This window comes from Enterobacter sp. 296B2 (genome assembly GCF_034106185.1).
GTDB lineage: Bacteria > Pseudomonadota > Gammaproteobacteria > Enterobacterales > Enterobacteriaceae > Enterobacter > Enterobacter cloacae_N.
The window spans coordinates 14,957-30,078 of the sequence record NZ_JAWNCA010000005.1; the positions used below are offsets into that span (position 1 = coordinate 14,957).

The 15,122-nt window shown below is 56.1% G+C and carries 17 protein-coding genes; 14 read left to right on the forward strand and 3 right to left on the reverse strand.

Going from position 1 to position 15,122, the window contains the following annotated elements; translation table 11 throughout:
- The first annotated feature begins 23 nt into the window (after positions 1-23).
- From rseA to acpS, 10 genes are all read left to right on the forward strand, one after another.
- Entirely contained in the window at positions 24-674 is a 651-nt protein-coding gene (rseA, locus tag URZ40_RS05255; RefSeq protein ID WP_014832926.1) for an anti-sigma-E factor RseA, read from the forward strand.
- On the forward strand, positions 674-1,627 hold the full coding sequence (rseB, locus tag URZ40_RS05260) for a sigma-E factor regulatory protein RseB (RefSeq protein WP_041908666.1): 954 nt from the start codon (positions 674-676) through the stop codon (positions 1,625-1,627). The genes rseA and rseB overlap by 1 nt, the downstream gene beginning before the upstream one ends.
- A complete protein-coding gene (gene rseC, locus URZ40_RS05265) occupies positions 1,624-2,100 on the forward strand; it encodes a SoxR-reducing system protein RseC (RefSeq protein ID WP_116343322.1) in 477 nt (158 codons plus the stop codon). The genes rseB and rseC overlap by 4 nt, the downstream gene beginning before the upstream one ends.
- A 185-nt stretch (positions 2,101-2,285) precedes the next feature.
- A complete protein-coding gene (gene lepA, locus URZ40_RS05270) occupies positions 2,286-4,085 on the forward strand; it encodes a translation elongation factor 4 (protein WP_014884847.1) in 1,800 nt (599 codons plus the stop codon).
- Between the two features lie 16 nt (positions 4,086-4,101).
- Complete coding sequence (gene lepB, locus URZ40_RS05275; protein ID WP_116343320.1) at positions 4,102-5,076, forward strand: signal peptidase I; 975 nt, start codon at positions 4,102-4,104, stop codon at positions 5,074-5,076.
- A gap of 222 nt (positions 5,077-5,298) precedes the next feature.
- A complete protein-coding gene (rnc, locus tag URZ40_RS05280) occupies positions 5,299-5,979 on the forward strand; it encodes a ribonuclease III (protein ID WP_003860711.1) in 681 nt (226 codons plus the stop codon).
- Positions 5,976-6,881 (forward strand): GTPase Era, encoded by a 906-nt coding sequence (gene era, locus URZ40_RS05285; protein WP_025757643.1) that lies wholly within the window; start codon positions 5,976-5,978, stop codon positions 6,879-6,881. The genes rnc and era overlap by 4 nt, the downstream gene beginning before the upstream one ends.
- Positions 6,882-6,898: 17 nt before the next feature.
- Positions 6,899-7,606 carry a DNA repair protein RecO gene (recO, locus tag URZ40_RS05290; protein WP_061097368.1) on the forward strand — a complete coding sequence of 236 codons (708 nt, stop codon included), beginning with the start codon at positions 6,899-6,901 and terminating at the stop codon, positions 7,604-7,606.
- Positions 7,607-7,639: 33 nt separating this feature from the next.
- The gene (pdxJ, locus tag URZ40_RS05295) at positions 7,640-8,371 is read left to right on the forward strand and encodes a pyridoxine 5'-phosphate synthase (protein WP_116343315.1); all 732 of its coding nucleotides are present in this window, start codon (positions 7,640-7,642) and stop codon (positions 8,369-8,371) included.
- Positions 8,371-8,751 (forward strand): holo-ACP synthase, encoded by a 381-nt coding sequence (gene acpS / locus URZ40_RS05300; RefSeq protein WP_163330599.1) that lies wholly within the window; start codon positions 8,371-8,373, stop codon positions 8,749-8,751. The genes pdxJ and acpS overlap by 1 nt, the downstream gene beginning before the upstream one ends.
- On the opposite strand, the gene URZ40_RS05305 is transcribed toward acpS, so the two are convergent.
- Together URZ40_RS05305 and URZ40_RS05310 are read right to left on the reverse strand one after the other, a co-directional pair.
- Positions 8,748-9,008: a YfhL family 4Fe-4S dicluster ferredoxin gene (locus URZ40_RS05305; RefSeq protein ID WP_163330598.1), complete on the reverse strand. Its 261-nt coding sequence runs from the start codon at positions 9,006-9,008 to the stop codon at positions 8,748-8,750. The two genes, acpS and URZ40_RS05305, sit on opposite strands and share 4 nt — an antisense overlap.
- A 46-nt stretch (positions 9,009-9,054) precedes the next feature.
- The gene (locus tag URZ40_RS05310) at positions 9,055-9,903 is read right to left on the reverse strand and encodes a MurR/RpiR family transcriptional regulator (protein ID WP_028014092.1); all 849 of its coding nucleotides are present in this window, start codon (positions 9,901-9,903) and stop codon (positions 9,055-9,057) included.
- 117 nt (positions 9,904-10,020) lie between these two features.
- On the opposite strand from URZ40_RS05310, the gene murQ reads away from it, so the two are divergent.
- From murQ to tadA, 4 genes are read left to right on the forward strand one after another with little or no spacing between them, the layout of a single operon-like run.
- The gene (gene murQ, locus URZ40_RS05315) at positions 10,021-10,914 is read left to right on the forward strand and encodes an N-acetylmuramic acid 6-phosphate etherase (RefSeq protein WP_116343308.1); all 894 of its coding nucleotides are present in this window, start codon (positions 10,021-10,023) and stop codon (positions 10,912-10,914) included.
- 11 nt (positions 10,915-10,925) lie between these two features.
- The gene (locus URZ40_RS05320; protein ID WP_163330595.1) at positions 10,926-12,287 is read left to right on the forward strand and encodes a PTS transporter subunit EIIC; all 1,362 of its coding nucleotides are present in this window, start codon (positions 10,926-10,928) and stop codon (positions 12,285-12,287) included.
- A gap of 3 nt (positions 12,288-12,290) precedes the next feature.
- Entirely contained in the window at positions 12,291-12,926 is a 636-nt protein-coding gene (yfhb, locus tag URZ40_RS05325) for a phosphatidylglycerophosphatase C (RefSeq protein WP_116343304.1), read from the forward strand.
- Between the two features lie 24 nt (positions 12,927-12,950).
- On the forward strand, positions 12,951-13,490 hold the full coding sequence (gene tadA, locus URZ40_RS05330; RefSeq protein ID WP_116343302.1) for a tRNA adenosine(34) deaminase TadA: 540 nt from the start codon (positions 12,951-12,953) through the stop codon (positions 13,488-13,490).
- Here the strand turns inward: tadA and mltF are convergent.
- A complete protein-coding gene (gene mltF, locus URZ40_RS05335) occupies positions 13,378-14,928 on the reverse strand; it encodes a membrane-bound lytic murein transglycosylase MltF (RefSeq protein ID WP_116343300.1) in 1,551 nt (516 codons plus the stop codon). The genes tadA and mltF overlap by 113 nt on opposite strands.
- Positions 14,929-15,122: the final 194 nt, after the last annotated feature.

Here is a 15,122-nt window from a genome sequence, read left to right on the forward strand (position 1 = left end):
GGATACTGGAAAAGGTATTAGGCATGCAGAAAGAAAAACTTTCCGCTTTAATGGATGGTGAGACGCTGGATAGTGAGCTGCTCAACGAGCTGTCTCATTCTCCCGAAATGCAAGAGACCTGGGAGAGTTACCATCTCATCCGTGACACGCTGCGCGGTGATACCGGAGAGGTTCTCCATTTCGATATCTCAGCCCGCGTGATGGCGGCCATCGAGAATGAGCCTGTTCATCAGACCACTCCGCTGATTCCTGAAGCTCAACCTGCGCCTCACCAGTGGCAGAAAATGCCGTTCTGGCAAAAGGTGCGTCCATGGGCCAGCCAGCTCACCCAAATGGGGGTGGCTGCATGCGTATCGCTTGCAGTTATCGTTGGCGTCCAGCACTATAATACTCAGTCTGAAACTAATCAGCAGCCAGAAGCGCCAGTGTTCAACACACTGCCGATGATGGGCAAAGCCAGCCCGGTAAGTCTGGGCGTACCGGCTGATGCCTCCGCCAGCGGCGGTCAGCAACAGCAGGTGCAGGAGCAGCGCCGTCGCATTAATGCGATGTTGCAGGATTACGAGTTGCAGCGTCGTCTGCACTCTGAACAGCTTCAGTTTGAGCAGGCCCAAACTCAGCAAGCTGCTGTGCAGGTGCCCGGAAACCAAACTTTAGGAACGCAATCGCAGTAATGAAGCAACTTTGGTTCGCCATGTCTCTGATGGCGGGTAGCCTGTTCTTCTCTGCTAACGCCTCGGCTGATGTTTCATCCGGGGCGTTGTTGCAGCAAATGAATCTGGCCAGCCAGTCACTCAATTACGAGTTGGCATTTATCAGCATCAACAAGCAGGGCGTCGAGTCGTTACGCTATCGCCATGCCCGTCTTGATAACCAGCCGCTCGCCCAGCTTTTACAGATGGATGGTCCGCGTCGGGAAGTTGTCCAGCGTGGCAACGAAATCAGCTATTTCGAACCCGGTCTGGAGCCTTTCACGCTGAATGGCGACTATATCGTTGATTCTCTGCCGTCGCTTATCTATACCGACTTCAAACGGCTTGCCCCTTACTATGATTTTATTTCGGTAGGGCGTACCCGTATTGCAGACAGACTGTGTGAAGTGATTCGCGTGGTTGCGCGCGATGGCACGCGCTACAGCTATATCGTCTGGATTGATGCGGAAACCAAGCTGCCGATGCGTGTGGATCTGCTCGACCGCGACGGTGAGACGCTTGAACAGTTCCGCGTCATCTCCTTCAGCGTGAACAATCAGGTTGGCAACAGCATGCAGAATCTGGCGAAGGCCAGCCTGCCGCCGCTGCTTTCTGTTCCGGCAGGGGACTCCGCTAATTTCAACTGGGTTCCTTCATGGATCCCGCAAGGCTTTAGCGAAGTGTCCAGCAGCCGCCGTCAGTTGCCCACTATTGATACGCCAGTTGAATCACGCCTCTATTCCGATGGCTTGTTCAGCTTCTCGGTGAACATCAACCGCGCAACGGCAAATAGCGCTGAACAAATGCTTCGTACCGGGCGTCGTACGGTCAGCACAACGGTACGCGATAACGCAGAGATCACGATTGTGGGGGAATTACCTCCGCAGACGGCGAAGCGCATTTCAGACAGCATTAAATTCAGGGCCGCACAATGATTAAAGAGTGGGCTACCGTCGTCTCATGGCAGAATGGTATTGCGCTGGTCAGCTGTGATGTTAAAGCCTCATGCAATAGCTGTGCATCCCGAGCCGGTTGTGGCAGCCGCGTGCTGAATAAGTTAGGGCCACAGACATCGCATACGATTTCCGTGCCGAGCGAACAGCCGCTGGTGGCGGGTCAGAAGGTGGAACTGGGGATTGCGGAAGGTAGCCTGCTCAGTTCCGCGATGCTGGTCTATCTCTCTCCGCTGGTGGGGCTGTTTGTCATGGGAGGCCTTTTTCAGATGCTGTTTGGTACCGACGTGGCCGCCATGTGCGGTGCCGCGCTGGGGGGCGTGGGAGGATTTTGGCTTGCCAAAGGTCTCTCGCCGAAGCTCGCCGCGCGCGAAGAGTGGCAGCCTGTCATTCTCAGCGTCGGGCTTGCGCCAGACCAGCTTCGTGTTGAGACGCTCTCTTCTGAGGCCCGGTGATCCATCGGGCTTTATCATTTTTTACGACCTAATACAGAAAACGCCCTCTCTTCACGCTATACCTGTCTCTAAGTGCATTTCCAGGTAGCGAGGATGTAGTGTAGAATGCTGCGTTTTCGCACTGAAAAACGTCAGGCTAAGAACAGCGGCCTCCAGGAATTCGTAAGGCATAATTATTTAACTATATGAAGAACATACGTAACTTTTCGATCATTGCTCACATTGACCACGGTAAGTCGACGCTGTCTGACCGTATTATCCAGATTTGCGGTGGCCTGTCTGATCGTGAAATGGAAGCCCAGGTTCTGGACTCCATGGACCTGGAACGCGAACGCGGTATTACCATTAAGGCGCAAAGCGTTACGCTGGATTACAAAGCGGCTGATGGTGAAACCTATCAACTGAACTTTATCGACACCCCAGGCCACGTTGACTTCTCCTATGAAGTATCACGCTCGCTGGCGGCCTGTGAAGGCGCGCTGCTGGTTGTCGATGCCGGGCAGGGCGTTGAAGCCCAGACCCTGGCAAACTGCTATACCGCGATGGAGATGGATCTCGAGGTTGTGCCGGTTCTGAATAAGATCGACCTGCCGGCCGCCGATCCTGAGCGCGTCGCGGAAGAGATTGAAGACATTGTCGGCATTGACGCGACCGACGCCGTCCGCTGCTCTGCCAAAACCGGTGTGGGCGTGACCGACGTGCTGGAACGCCTGGTACGTGATATTCCGGCACCTGAAGGTGACCCGGATGGTCCGCTGCAGGCGCTGATCATCGACTCCTGGTTCGATAACTACCTGGGCGTTGTTTCACTGGTGCGTATTAAAAATGGCACCATGCGTAAAGGCGACAAAATCAAGGTCATGAGTACCGGGCAGGTCTACAACGCAGACCGTCTGGGTATCTTTACGCCAAAACAGGTTGACCGTACCGAACTTAAATGCGGCGAGGTAGGTTGGCTGGTCTGCGCCATTAAAGACATCCTCGGCGCGCCAGTGGGCGATACCCTGACCGGCGCGCGTAACCCGGCAGACAAAGCGCTGCCAGGCTTTAAAAAGGTGAAACCGCAGGTTTACGCGGGCCTGTTCCCGGTCAGCTCTGACGACTACGAAAACTTCCGTGATGCGCTTGGCAAACTGAGCCTGAACGATGCCTCCCTGTTCTACGAGCCAGAAAGCTCAACGGCGCTGGGCTTCGGCTTCCGCTGCGGCTTCCTCGGCCTGCTGCACATGGAGATCATTCAGGAACGTCTGGAGCGTGAATACGATCTGGATCTGATCACTACCGCACCGACCGTAGTCTACGAAGTGGAAACCACCTCGAAAGAAGTGATCTACGTCGACAGCCCGTCTAAGCTGCCGCCGCTGAACAATATTCACGAGCTGCGCGAGCCTATCGCAGAGTGTCACATGCTGCTGCCGCAGGAGTTCCTGGGCAACGTTATCACGCTCTGTATTGAGAAGCGTGGCGTGCAGACCAACATGGTTTATCACGGTAACCAGGTGGCGCTGACCTATGAAATCCCGATGGCGGAAGTGGTACTCGACTTCTTCGACCGTCTGAAGTCTACCTCCCGTGGCTATGCGTCACTGGATTACAACTTCAAACGTTTCCAGGCCTCCAACATGGTCCGTGTAGACGTGCTGATCAACGGCGAGCGTGTGGACGCGCTGGCGCTGATCACCCACAACGACAATGCGCCGTACCGTGGCCGCGAGCTGGTTGAGAAGATGAAAGATTTAATCCCGCGTCAGCAGTTCGACATTGCGATTCAGGCAGCGATTGGCAACCACATCATCGCGCGTTCTACAGTGAAACAGCTGCGTAAAAACGTTCTGGCGAAGTGCTACGGCGGTGACGTCAGCCGTAAGAAAAAGCTGCTGCAGAAGCAGAAAGAGGGTAAGAAGCGTATGAAGCAGGTCGGTAACGTTGAGCTGCCGCAGGAAGCATTCCTTGCCATTCTTCATGTTGGTAAAGACGGCAAATAACCTTTAAGGAGTTGGCATGGCGAACATGTTTGCCCTGATCCTGGTCATCGCTACGCTGGTGACAGGTCTGCTGTGGTGTCTGGATAAGTTTATCTTCGCCCCAAAACGCCGTGAACGTCAGGCTGCCGCGCAGGCGGCCACTGGCGACCAGCTGGATGCGAAAACCCTCAAGAAAGTTGGCCCGAAACCGGGCTGGCTGGAAACGGGCGCGTCGGTATTCCCGGTGCTGGCGATTGTGCTGGTGGTACGTTCGTTTATTTACGAGCCGTTCCAGATCCCATCAGGTTCAATGATGCCAACGCTGCTGATTGGTGATTTTATTCTGGTGGAGAAATTTGCCTACGGCATTAAAGATCCTATCTACCAGAAAACGTTGATTGAAACCGGTCATCCAAAACGTGGCGACATTGTGGTGTTTAAATATCCGGAAGATCCGCGTCTGGACTACATCAAGCGTGCGGTAGGCCTGCCGGGTGATAAGGTGACCTACGATCCGGTTGCGAAGGAAGTCACCGTTCAGCCGGGCTGCAGCTCCGGTACCGCCTGTGAAAACGCGCTGCCAATCACCTACTCCAACGTCGAGCCAAGTGATTTTGTGCAGACCTTTGCCCGTCGTAACGGCGGTGAGGCGACCAGCGGGTTCTTCCAGGTGCCGAAAGGCGAAACCAAAGAGAACGGTATCCGCCTGGTCGAGCGTAAAGAGACGCTGGGTGACGTGACGCACCGCATTCTGACCGTGCCAATCGCGCAGGATCAGGTGGGGATGTATTACAAACAGCCGGGTCAGCAGCTGGCCAGTTGGATCGTACCGCCGGGACACTACTTCATGATGGGTGATAACCGCGATAACTCCGCGGACAGCCGTTACTGGGGCTTTGTGCCGGAAGCGAATCTGGTGGGTAAAGCAACTGCGATCTGGATGAGTTTTGAGAAGCAGGAAGGCGAATGGCCGACCGGCGTACGCCTGAATCGTATTGGCGGAATCCATTAATTCTCAGGAAAAGAACACGTAGCCGCGTTATTTCGCGGCTACGTGAATTATTTCCTCGATAAATCTCTTTGAACTAACGACATCCCCTGTCGTTGTGTATAGAATATTCCCCCGAAGTTTAAGGTTGGCCCTGCAAGGGTGCCACGGCACACGAAACCGCGTTGGTTTTCTCAGGTCGGTTTCGTGTGCTGCATTTTTGACGCATTCATTTATTGGTATCGCATGAACCCCATCGTAATTAATCGGCTTCAACGGAAGCTGGGCTACACTTTTCATCATCAGGAGTTGTTGCAACAGGCATTAACCCACCGCAGTGCCAGCAGCAAACATAATGAGCGTCTCGAGTTTCTGGGTGACTCTATTTTAAGTTTCGTGATTGCGAATGCGCTTTATCATCGTTTCCCGCGCGTGGACGAAGGTGATATGAGCCGCATGCGTGCCACGCTGGTTCGGGGTAATACCCTTGCGGAAATCGCGCGCGAATTTGAACTGGGCGAATGTCTGCGTCTTGGGCCGGGTGAACTGAAAAGCGGCGGCTTCCGTCGTGAATCTATTCTTGCCGATACGGTCGAAGCATTAATTGGTGGCGTGTTCCTGGACAGCGATATCCAGACCGTAGAAAAGCTGATCCTTAACTGGTATCAGACCCGTCTGGACGAAATCAGCCCGGGCGATAAACAAAAAGATCCGAAAACGCGCCTGCAGGAATATCTGCAGGGTCGTCATCTGCCGCTGCCATCCTATCTGGTGGTGCAGGTCCGTGGCGAAGCGCACGATCAGGAATTTACCATCCATTGCCAGGTCAGTGGCCTGAGTGAACCGGTGGTGGGCACAGGTTCAAGCCGCCGTAAGGCTGAACAGGCTGCCGCCGAACAGGCGTTAAAAATGCTGGAGCTGGAATGAGCATCGACAAAACCTATTGCGGATTTATTGCCATCGTCGGACGTCCGAACGTTGGTAAATCCACCCTGCTGAATAATCTGCTCGGGCAGAAGATTTCTATCACCTCGCGTAAGGCGCAGACCACGCGTCACCGCATCGTCGGCATCCATACTGAAGGCGCGTATCAGGCGATCTACGTCGATACCCCGGGCCTGCACATGGAAGAGAAGCGCGCCATCAACCGCCTGATGAACAAGGCGGCGAGCAGCTCCATCGGCGACGTAGAGCTGGTGATTTTCGTTGTGGAAGGCACCCGCTGGACGCCGGACGACGAGATGGTGCTGAACAAGCTGCGTGACGGTAAAACGCCGGTCATCCTCGCGGTCAACAAAGTTGACAACGTGCAGGAAAAAGCTGACCTGCTGCCGCATCTGCAGTGGCTCGGTAGCCAGATGAACTTCCTCGACATCGTTCCGCTGTCTGCTGAGACCGGCCTGAACGTGGATACCATCGCGGGCATCGTGCGTAAGCATTTGCCGGAAGCGATTCATCACTTCCCGGAAGACTACATCACCGATCGCTCTCAGCGCTTTATGGCGTCTGAAATCATCCGTGAAAAGCTGATGCGTTTCCTGGGCGCTGAACTGCCGTACTCTGTGACGGTGGAGATCGAGCGTTTCCAGAGCAACGAGCGCGGTGGCTACGACATCAACGGCCTGATCCTCGTTGAGCGTGAAGGGCAGAAGAAGATGGTGATCGGCAACAAAGGCGCCAAGATCAAAACCATCGGTATCGAAGCTCGCAAAGACATGCAGGAGATGTTCGAAGCACCGGTTCACCTGGAGCTGTGGGTGAAGGTGAAATCTGGCTGGGCCGATGATGAGCGTGCTCTGCGCAGCCTCGGTTACGGCGAAGACCAGTAAACAAAGACGGCGAGTATATGGAAGGTTGGCAGCGCGCCTTCGTTCTGCATAGTCGTCCCTGGAGCGAAACCAGCCTGATGCTGGACGTCTTCACGGAAGAGTCCGGTCGCGTGCGCCTTGTTGCGAAAGGCGCACGTTCCAAACGTTCTAACCTGAAGGGTGCTCTACAGCCCTTCACGCCGCTGCTGGTCCGCTTTGGTGGGCGAGGGGAAGTCAAAACCCTGCGCAGTGCCGAAGCCGTTTCCCTGGCGCTTCCTCTTTCTGGTATCACTCTGTACAGCGGTCTGTACGTCAACGAACTTATCTCACGGGTTCTTGAACATGAGACTCGCTTCTCTGAACTTTTCTTTGATTATCTGCACTGTATCCAGGCCCTGGCTGGTGCGACCGGCACGCCCGAGCCCGCCCTGCGTCGTTTTGAACTGGCGCTGCTGGGGCACCTGGGTTACGGGGTTGATTTTCTGCACTGCGCGGGAAGCGGAGACGAGGTTGAAGACGCGATGACCTACCGCTATCGGGAAGAAAAAGGATTTATCGCCAGCGTCGTGATAGACAACAGTACCTTTACCGGGCGCCAGCTGCGGGCGCTATATGAGCGTGAGTTTCCCGATCGGGATACCCTGCGCGCAGCAAAACGCTTTACCCGGATTGCCCTCAAGCCGTATCTTGGCGGCAAGCCCTTAAAGAGCCGCGAATTATTCAGGCAGTTTATGCCGAAACGTTAGACCACAGAATCGAAAAGAAAACCGAGGATTGTCATGGCTGAATTACTGTTAGGCGTCAACATCGACCACATCGCCACGCTGCGTAATGCGCGCGGCACGGCGTATCCCGATCCGGTTCAGGCGGCGTTTATCGCTGAACAGGCTGGCGCCGACGGTATTACCGTGCACCTGCGTGAAGACCGCCGCCACATTACCGACCGCGACGTGCGCATTCTTCGCCAGACGCTGGACACCCGCATGAATCTGGAGATGGCGGTCACCGAAGAGATGCTGGCGATTGCCTGCGAGACCAAACCGCACTTCTGCTGTCTGGTGCCGGAAAAACGCCAGGAAGTGACCACCGAAGGCGGGCTGGACGTGGCGGGGCAGCAGGACAAAATGCGCGATGCCTGTAAACGCCTGGCGGATGCCGGTATCCTGGTTTCTCTGTTTATCGACGCCGATTTCGCCCAGATTAAAGCGGCGGCCGACGTGGGCGCGCCGTATATCGAAATCCACACCGGCTGCTATGCCGATGCCAAAAACGATGCCGAGCAGGCCAAAGAGCTGGAGCGTATCGCCAAAGCGGCCACCTACGCCGCAAGCCTGGGACTGAAGGTTAACGCCGGTCACGGCCTGACCTACCATAACGTGAAGGCCATTGCCGCCCTGCCAGAAATGCACGAGCTGAACATCGGCCACGCCATTATTGGCCGCGCGGTGATGAGCGGCCTGAAAGAGGCGGTTTCTGAGATGAAACGCCTGATGCTGGAAGCGCGTCAGTAATGGCCATTCTGGGCTTAGGCACCGATATCGTCGAAATAGCCCGCATAGAAGCGGTGATCGCCCGGAGCGGCGATCGCCTCGCAAGACGCGTGCTGAGCGATAACGAATGGGCCATCTGGGAAGCGCACCAGCAGCCGGTGCGTTTTCTGGCAAAGCGCTTTGCGGTAAAAGAGGCTGCGGCCAAAGCCTTCGGGACCGGCATTCGTAACGGCCTGGCATTTAACCAGTTTGAAGTATTTAACGATGAGCTGGGCAAACCGCGCCTGCGGTTATGGGGCGAGGCTGAAAAGCTGGCTGAGAAGCTGGGGGTGAATCACATGCACGTGACGATCGCGGATGAACGCCACTATGCCAGCGCGACGGTGATTATCGAAAGCTAAATTTTGTCCGCGTGATGCAGCAGGACAAATTTATCCCACAGCTGTTCTTCGCTCTCGACGTGTGCCGGATCCTTCAGGATAGTGTTGGGGATCGGGCACACCTTCTGGCAGGTCGGCGTTTCATAGTGGCCGATGCATTCCGTGCAGCGGTCGCTGTTAATCTCGTAAATGCTGTCGCCCATCGAAATCGCCTGGTTCGGGCATTCGGGTTCGCACATATCGCAATTGATGCATTTTTTGGTAATTAACAGCGCCATCAGGAAATTCTCAGAAACAACACAAACTGGGCGGGCATTATACGCGTCAAACCAGTTTCTTTACCAGTTCTTCGCTGTGACGAATGCGCTCGGGCGCGCGCTCCAGATCCTGCTGTACCAGCGCCATAAACAGCAGGTCCGTCAGCATCATTTGCGCGCTGGTGGACGAGATAGCCGCGCTGCGCGTGGCCTGCTCTTCGGCAATAGTATATAAACAGCGCGTTGCCCGCTGCTGCAGCGCATTTGGGGTGAATCCGGTAATGGCCAGAATTTTGCCGCCGACGCGCAGGGCTTCGTCGGTGGCCATATTGATCTCGCGGCGCTCGCCGGAATAGGAGATGGCCAGTAGCAGATCGTCAGGATCCATTGCCTGTACGGTCGCCAGCAGGGCATGCATATCCTGCTCGACAATAGCGTTAAAACCGATTTTAGTCAGCTTCCAGCCAAAATTACGCGCTACCAGACCGGACGCGCCAATACCTGTCAAAATAATACGCCGCGCCGCGCGCAGCATCGCCACGCTTTCCAGTAACTTCTCTTCGGTATTCACATCCAGCGTGGCGTGCATCGCCGCCACGTTCTCCTTGATCAGCTTTTCCCCGACCAGACGCATGGGATCATCGCCGCGGATCTGGTTATGCACCGGCATGGACTGCGGGTTTGGGTTACTCACCAGCGCTTCGCTGATCGCAAGCTTAAGGGCAGGGAAGCCTTTAAAGCCAATCTTCTGGGCAAACTTCACCACGCTTGACTGACTCACCCCGGCTTCGCTTGCCAGCTGCTGCGAGCTGAGATGACGGGCGCGGTCAGGTTGGGAAAGCAGAAAGTCCGCCAGCTTTTTGTCGCTTTGAGCAAAGCCGGCGTAGCGCTGGCGAATGCGAATTAAACAGTTCATAGGTACTCCCGGCGGAAATGTGATTGTCTGCGCAAATACGAATTTTGCTCGCCTGAATGAATTTTATATTCCATTATAGTGAGATTATTATGAATTAAAAATTCTTGAGGTACAAAAATGAATCTTGGCTCACTTGTTTCTGAAACGCGTAACCCGCAAACCATGGATCTGGATGCGCTCTCCACCCTGGAGCTGGTTAACCGCTTTAATCAACAGGATACGCTGGTCGCGCAGGCAGTGAAAGAGACATTGCCCGAGGTAGCGAAAGCGGTCGATGCGGCGGCGGCGGCCCTTAAGGCCGGCGGTCGCATTATCTATATGGGCGCCGGCACCAGCGGGCGTCTTGGCGTGCTGGATGCCTCGGAATGTCCGCCCACCTTTGGCGTTCCGCACGGCCTGGTCGTTGGCCTGATTGCGGGGGGACCCGGCGCGCTGCTGAAAGCTGTTGAAGGTGCGGAAGATAACAAACAGCTGGGCGAGGATGACCTGAAGGATCTGAACCTGACGGCGAACGATCTGGTGGTCGGCCTGGCGGCATCCGGGCGCACGCCGTACGTCATTGGTGGCCTGGAATACGCCAACCGGACCGGCTGCACGACGGTCGCCATCTCCTGCAACCCCGGCTCCCCGATTGCGCAGGTGGCCGCTATCGCTATCTCTCCGGTCGTTGGGCCGGAAGCGCTCACCGGCTCCACGCGCCTGAAATCCGGGACCGCGCAAAAGCTGGTACTCAATATGATCTCTACCGGCGCGATGGTGAAATTTGGCAAGGTCTACCAAAACCTGATGGTGGATATGCAGGCCACCAACGTCAAGCTGGTGGACAGAGCCTGCCGCATGGTGATGGAGGCGACAGGCGCAGGCCGTGAAGAGGCAGAAGCGGTACTCAAACAGACCGATCACGATGTTAAACCCGCCATTCTGATGATCTTAAGCGGGCTGGATGCGGCGGCCGCGCGAGCCAGGCTTGATGCGCATAACGGCTTCTTACGGGCGGCATTAGAAAACTAGCAGAGGCGTGTATGGACAAAACAGCAGCGCTCGCCAGCGATATCCTGCAGGGGATCGGCGGAGAAAAAAATATTCAGCGTCTGGAAAACTGCATGACGCGCGTGCGCGTCGAAGTGCATAACGACGACCAGCTTGACGTGCCGGGTCTGAAGAAGCTATCCGGCGTCAGCGGCTATGTGAAACAGGGGCAGCAGCACCAGCTGATCGTCGGGCCGGGCAAGGCGGCGCAGGTCGTCGATGCCATGCGTGCGCTGATGGGCGGCGAAGCGAGCGTGACGGTTGACGATGCTGAACGCACCAAAGCGCAGGCGAAGGCGAAATATAAAGCCCCCATGAGCGACGCGCTGCGACAGTTGGCAAACGTCTTTATCCCGCTGATCCCCGCGTTTATTGCCTCTGGCCTGATCACCGGGATCATCAACATCCTCAAGCGGCCGGATATCGTCGGGGACTTTGCCACGCAGTATCCGAACCTGCTGGGTATTCTCGCAATCTTTGGCAGCGCGGTGTTTGCCATCATGAACATTCTGGTCGGGGTCAATACCGCCAAAGTGTTTGGCGGCTCGCTGGCCATGGGTGGCGTAATGGCGGGGATCTTGTCCAGCCCGCAGCTGGCGCAAATCACGCTGTTTGGCGAGGCACTCCAGCCTGGTCGCGGCGGGGTAATTGCCGTGCTGCTGGTGGTTATTCTGATGTGCTGGATCGAGAAAAAGCTACGTACGGTTCTGCCCGGCTCGATTGAGCTTATCCTCAACCCGCTGCTGACCACCTTAATTACCGGTAGCGTCGCGATTGTGGTCCTTCAGCCGCTAGGCGGGTGGATCTCTGATGCCATCGCCCACGGCGCGTCTCTGGCTATTGACCGCGGCGGCCTGTTAGTGGGCGCGGTGCTGTCAGGCACCTTCCTGCCGCTGGTGCTGACCGGCCTGCACCAGGGGCTGGTACCTATTCACGTCGAGCTGGTGCAGGCGCACGGTTACAACGCGCTGCTGCCTATTCTCTCGATGGCGGGCGTCGGGCAGGTGGGGGCAGCGATTGCCGTCCTGATGAAAACCCGCAACGCGCGCCTGAAAAAAGTGATTAAAGGGGCGTTGCCGGTCGGGCTGTTGGGTATCGGCGAGCCGTTGATATTCGGCGTCACGCTGCCGCTGGGTAAACCGTTCCTCGCCGCCTGTCTGGGCGGCGCGGTGGGCGGGGCGCTCATCAGCTACTGGAAAGTCGCCACCGTTATCACCTTTGGTCTTTCTGGTTTACCGCTGGCGTTAACCATCGTGACCGGAAAAGTGATGCTCTATCTGTTAGGCTATTTAGTAGCGGTGATCGCCGGGTTCCTGTTTACCTGGCTGTTAGGATTCAACGACCCAGAGGAATAAGGTTTGGCCAATCACGAGCGTCGCGTTGTCTTTTTCGACCTGGATGGAACGCTGCATCAGCAGGATATGTTTGGTACGTTTATGCGCTACCTGCTGCGGCGTCAGCCTCTGAACGCGCTGCTCGTCTTACCGCTCTTACCCGTGATTGGCATTGCGCTGCTGGTAAAAGGCCGGGCGGCGCGCTGGCCGATGAGCCTGTTGCTCTGGGGATGCACCTTCGGTCACAGTGAAGCACGGCTCAAACAGCTCGAACAGGATTTCGCTGACTGGTTTCGCGGCCACGTTGCCGCGTTTCCCGTGGTGCAGGCGCGCCTCACCAGCTATCTTGATGCCAACGATGCCGACATCTGGTTGATTACCGGCTCGCCGCAGACGCTGGTGGAGCGGGTCTACTTTGATACACCCTGGCTGCCGCGCGTAAATCTTATCGCAACGCAAATTTCCCGCGGCTACGGCGGCTGGGTACTGACGATGCGCTGCCTGGGGCATGAAAAAGTGGTCCAGCTGGAAAAACGTATCGGCACGCCGCTGCGGCTGTACAGCGGCTACAGCGACAGCAAACAGGACAACCCGCTGCTCTACTTTTGCCAGCACCGCTGGCGCGTGACTCCCCTCGGCGAACTTCAGCAACTCGAATAGTCTTATCTATAAGGGCTGTGTATAATGCCGCCCGCTTTTCGACTGGAGTATCAACCCTTGTCCAACCCTGAATACAATCATGAATACTGGATGCGCCACGCGCTGACGTTGGCTCAACGTGCCTGGGACGAGGGCGAAGTGCCCGTGGGCGCGGTGTTGGTTCATAACAACCAGGTGATTGGCGAAGGGTGGAATCGTCCTATTGGCCGCCACGATCCTACCGCGCACGCCGAAATCATGGCGCTTCGTCAGGGCGGGCTGGTGCTGCAAAACTATCGCCTGCTTGATACCACCCTGTACGTCACCCTGGAACCGTGCGTGATGTGTTCCGGTGCGATGGTCCACAGCCGGATCGGGACGCTGGTGTTTGGTGCGCGGGATGAAAAAACCGGTGCGGCCGGTTCGCTGATGGACGTGCTGGGGCACCCGGGGATGAACCACCAGGTGCAGACTATCGGTGGGGTACTTGCACCAGAGTGTTCGGGGCTATTAAGCGATTTCTTTCGAATGCGCCGTCAGCAGAAAAAGCAACAAAAGGCAGAATTGAAGCTGTCGGATGATTAAGCTCGCCCGGCGCCACAACCGGATAACTTTCCGCCAGCTGTTTTGCCTCTGTTGCCTCTTTCTCTTTCTCCAGCAGATAGCCGACCAGGCTAATCTGATACTTACGAATATTTTCCACGTAGGCGTAGGCTTCATGTCCGCGCGCATAGCCGTACGTCAGCTTGTTATACCATGGCTTCTGGCTCAGCAGCGGCAGGCGCTGTTTGACGTCTGACCAGCTGTCCGGGTTCCCCTTCGTTTTCGCCGTCAGAGCCCGCGCGTCAAGCATGTGCGCATAGCCCATGTTGTAGGCCGCCAGTGCGAACCAGATCCGCTCTTCTTCCGGCACCGTTTCCGGCACTTTAGCCATCATATCCTGCAGGTAGCGCGCCCCGCCGCTGATGCTCTGTTCCGCATCGGTACGATCATTCACGCCCAGGCTCAGCGCGGTATTTTTGGTTAACATCATTAACCCACGCACACCCGTGGGGGAAGTCGCCTGGGTGTCCCAGTGGGACTCCTGGTACGAGATCGCCGCCAGCAGTTTCCAGTCAATTTCCTGGGCGTATTTTTCAAATAACGGCTGAAGGTCCGGCAGGACGCTGTCTACCGCGCGCAGGAAGCTGCGGGTATCAACGTAATCGAAGTCATCCCCGTGGCCGAGGTACTTCTCCTCAAGGCGCGCCAGCGTGCCGTCTTCATTAATGGTGTTATAGAAATCCAGCATGGCCGCAGAGAGGGTCTGATCGTCATCCAGATGGGTAAACCAGGTAACGGGCTGTTCGTCCGTCACGTCCAGCGCCACGGCGATTTCTGGATGCACCCGCTGGAAAAGGCTGATCGCCACCGAATCGGCAATGGTGTAGGGCAGTTTCTGATCTTTGACCTGCTCCAGCAGCGCCGTTGTGCCGAGTTTGGGATCGACCGTCCAGCTCAGATCGGGGTATTTCTTCTCCTTAAGCTCGCGCAGATCGTCAATCACCACATGGCCGGGCGCAATCGCCAGCTGTTGTGCGTTGATCGAGGCAAGCGTACGCGGGCGCAAGCTCCCGACGCGATAGACCAGCTGCTGGGAAACGGAGTAGTAGGTCGGGCCTGGCTGGTAGTTCTTGCTGCGCTCGCTGTTATAGACCAGACCGGCGGCAAGGATATCGGCATCGTCGTTATCGAGGTCGTCAAACAGCTGGTTGATGTTCTGACGAACGGTAATTTTAAGCTTCACGCCCAGATAATCGGCGAACTGCTGCGCCAGCTCATAATCCAGACCAATAATTTTGCCGTTAATGTCGCTGTAAATCAGCGGAGAGTTGAGGGTACTGACGCGCAGTTCCCCCCGCTCCTGAATGGCGGCGATACGGTTTTCGGCTTTGCCGAACCAGGGGATGGAAGGCCAGAGGGCCACTGCCAGCAGCAACGTTACAATGCCGATGAGCAGATAATTAATCTTTAATTTTTTCAATTAGTTAATTCTCTGCGACGCCGGATGCCTCAGTCTGCTGTAGCCATGTTAACAATAAGGTTTGCCATTGAATGAGCGGCATTTTGCGTAAACTTGCGCCACTTGGCAACCAATTAGAGAGACAGGTCACATCTATTGCTAAACATCTTCGCAAATTTTATTTCGACGCAAACGGTTTCGTCGACGCTCAGGAT

Coding starts and splice junctions, on each gene's coding strand:
- URZ40_RS05320 (WP_163330595.1), top strand. CDS start 10,926: ATGGACAAAACAGCAGCGCTCGCCAGCGATATCCTGCAGGGGATCGGC.
- murQ (WP_116343308.1), top strand. CDS start 10,021: ATGAATCTTGGCTCACTTGTTTCTGAAACGCGTAACCCGCAAACCATG.
- lepA (WP_014884847.1), top strand. CDS start 2,286: ATGAAGAACATACGTAACTTTTCGATCATTGCTCACATTGACCACGGT.
- acpS (WP_163330599.1), top strand. CDS start 8,371: ATGGCCATTCTGGGCTTAGGCACCGATATCGTCGAAATAGCCCGCATA.
- tadA (WP_116343302.1), top strand. CDS start 12,951: ATGCCGCCCGCTTTTCGACTGGAGTATCAACCCTTGTCCAACCCTGAA.
- rseB (WP_041908666.1), top strand. CDS start 674: ATGAAGCAACTTTGGTTCGCCATGTCTCTGATGGCGGGTAGCCTGTTC.
- recO (WP_061097368.1), top strand. CDS start 6,899: ATGGAAGGTTGGCAGCGCGCCTTCGTTCTGCATAGTCGTCCCTGGAGC.
- rseA (WP_014832926.1), top strand. CDS start 24: ATGCAGAAAGAAAAACTTTCCGCTTTAATGGATGGTGAGACGCTGGAT.
- pdxJ (WP_116343315.1), top strand. CDS start 7,640: ATGGCTGAATTACTGTTAGGCGTCAACATCGACCACATCGCCACGCTG.
- rnc (WP_003860711.1), top strand. CDS start 5,299: ATGAACCCCATCGTAATTAATCGGCTTCAACGGAAGCTGGGCTACACT.
- URZ40_RS05310 (WP_028014092.1), bottom strand. CDS start 9,903: ATGAACTGTTTAATTCGCATTCGCCAGCGCTACGCCGGCTTTGCTCAA.
- lepB (WP_116343320.1), top strand. CDS start 4,102: ATGGCGAACATGTTTGCCCTGATCCTGGTCATCGCTACGCTGGTGACA.
- rseC (WP_116343322.1), top strand. CDS start 1,624: ATGATTAAAGAGTGGGCTACCGTCGTCTCATGGCAGAATGGTATTGCG.
- URZ40_RS05305 (WP_163330598.1), bottom strand. CDS start 9,008: ATGGCGCTGTTAATTACCAAAAAATGCATCAATTGCGATATGTGCGAA.
- era (WP_025757643.1), top strand. CDS start 5,976: ATGAGCATCGACAAAACCTATTGCGGATTTATTGCCATCGTCGGACGT.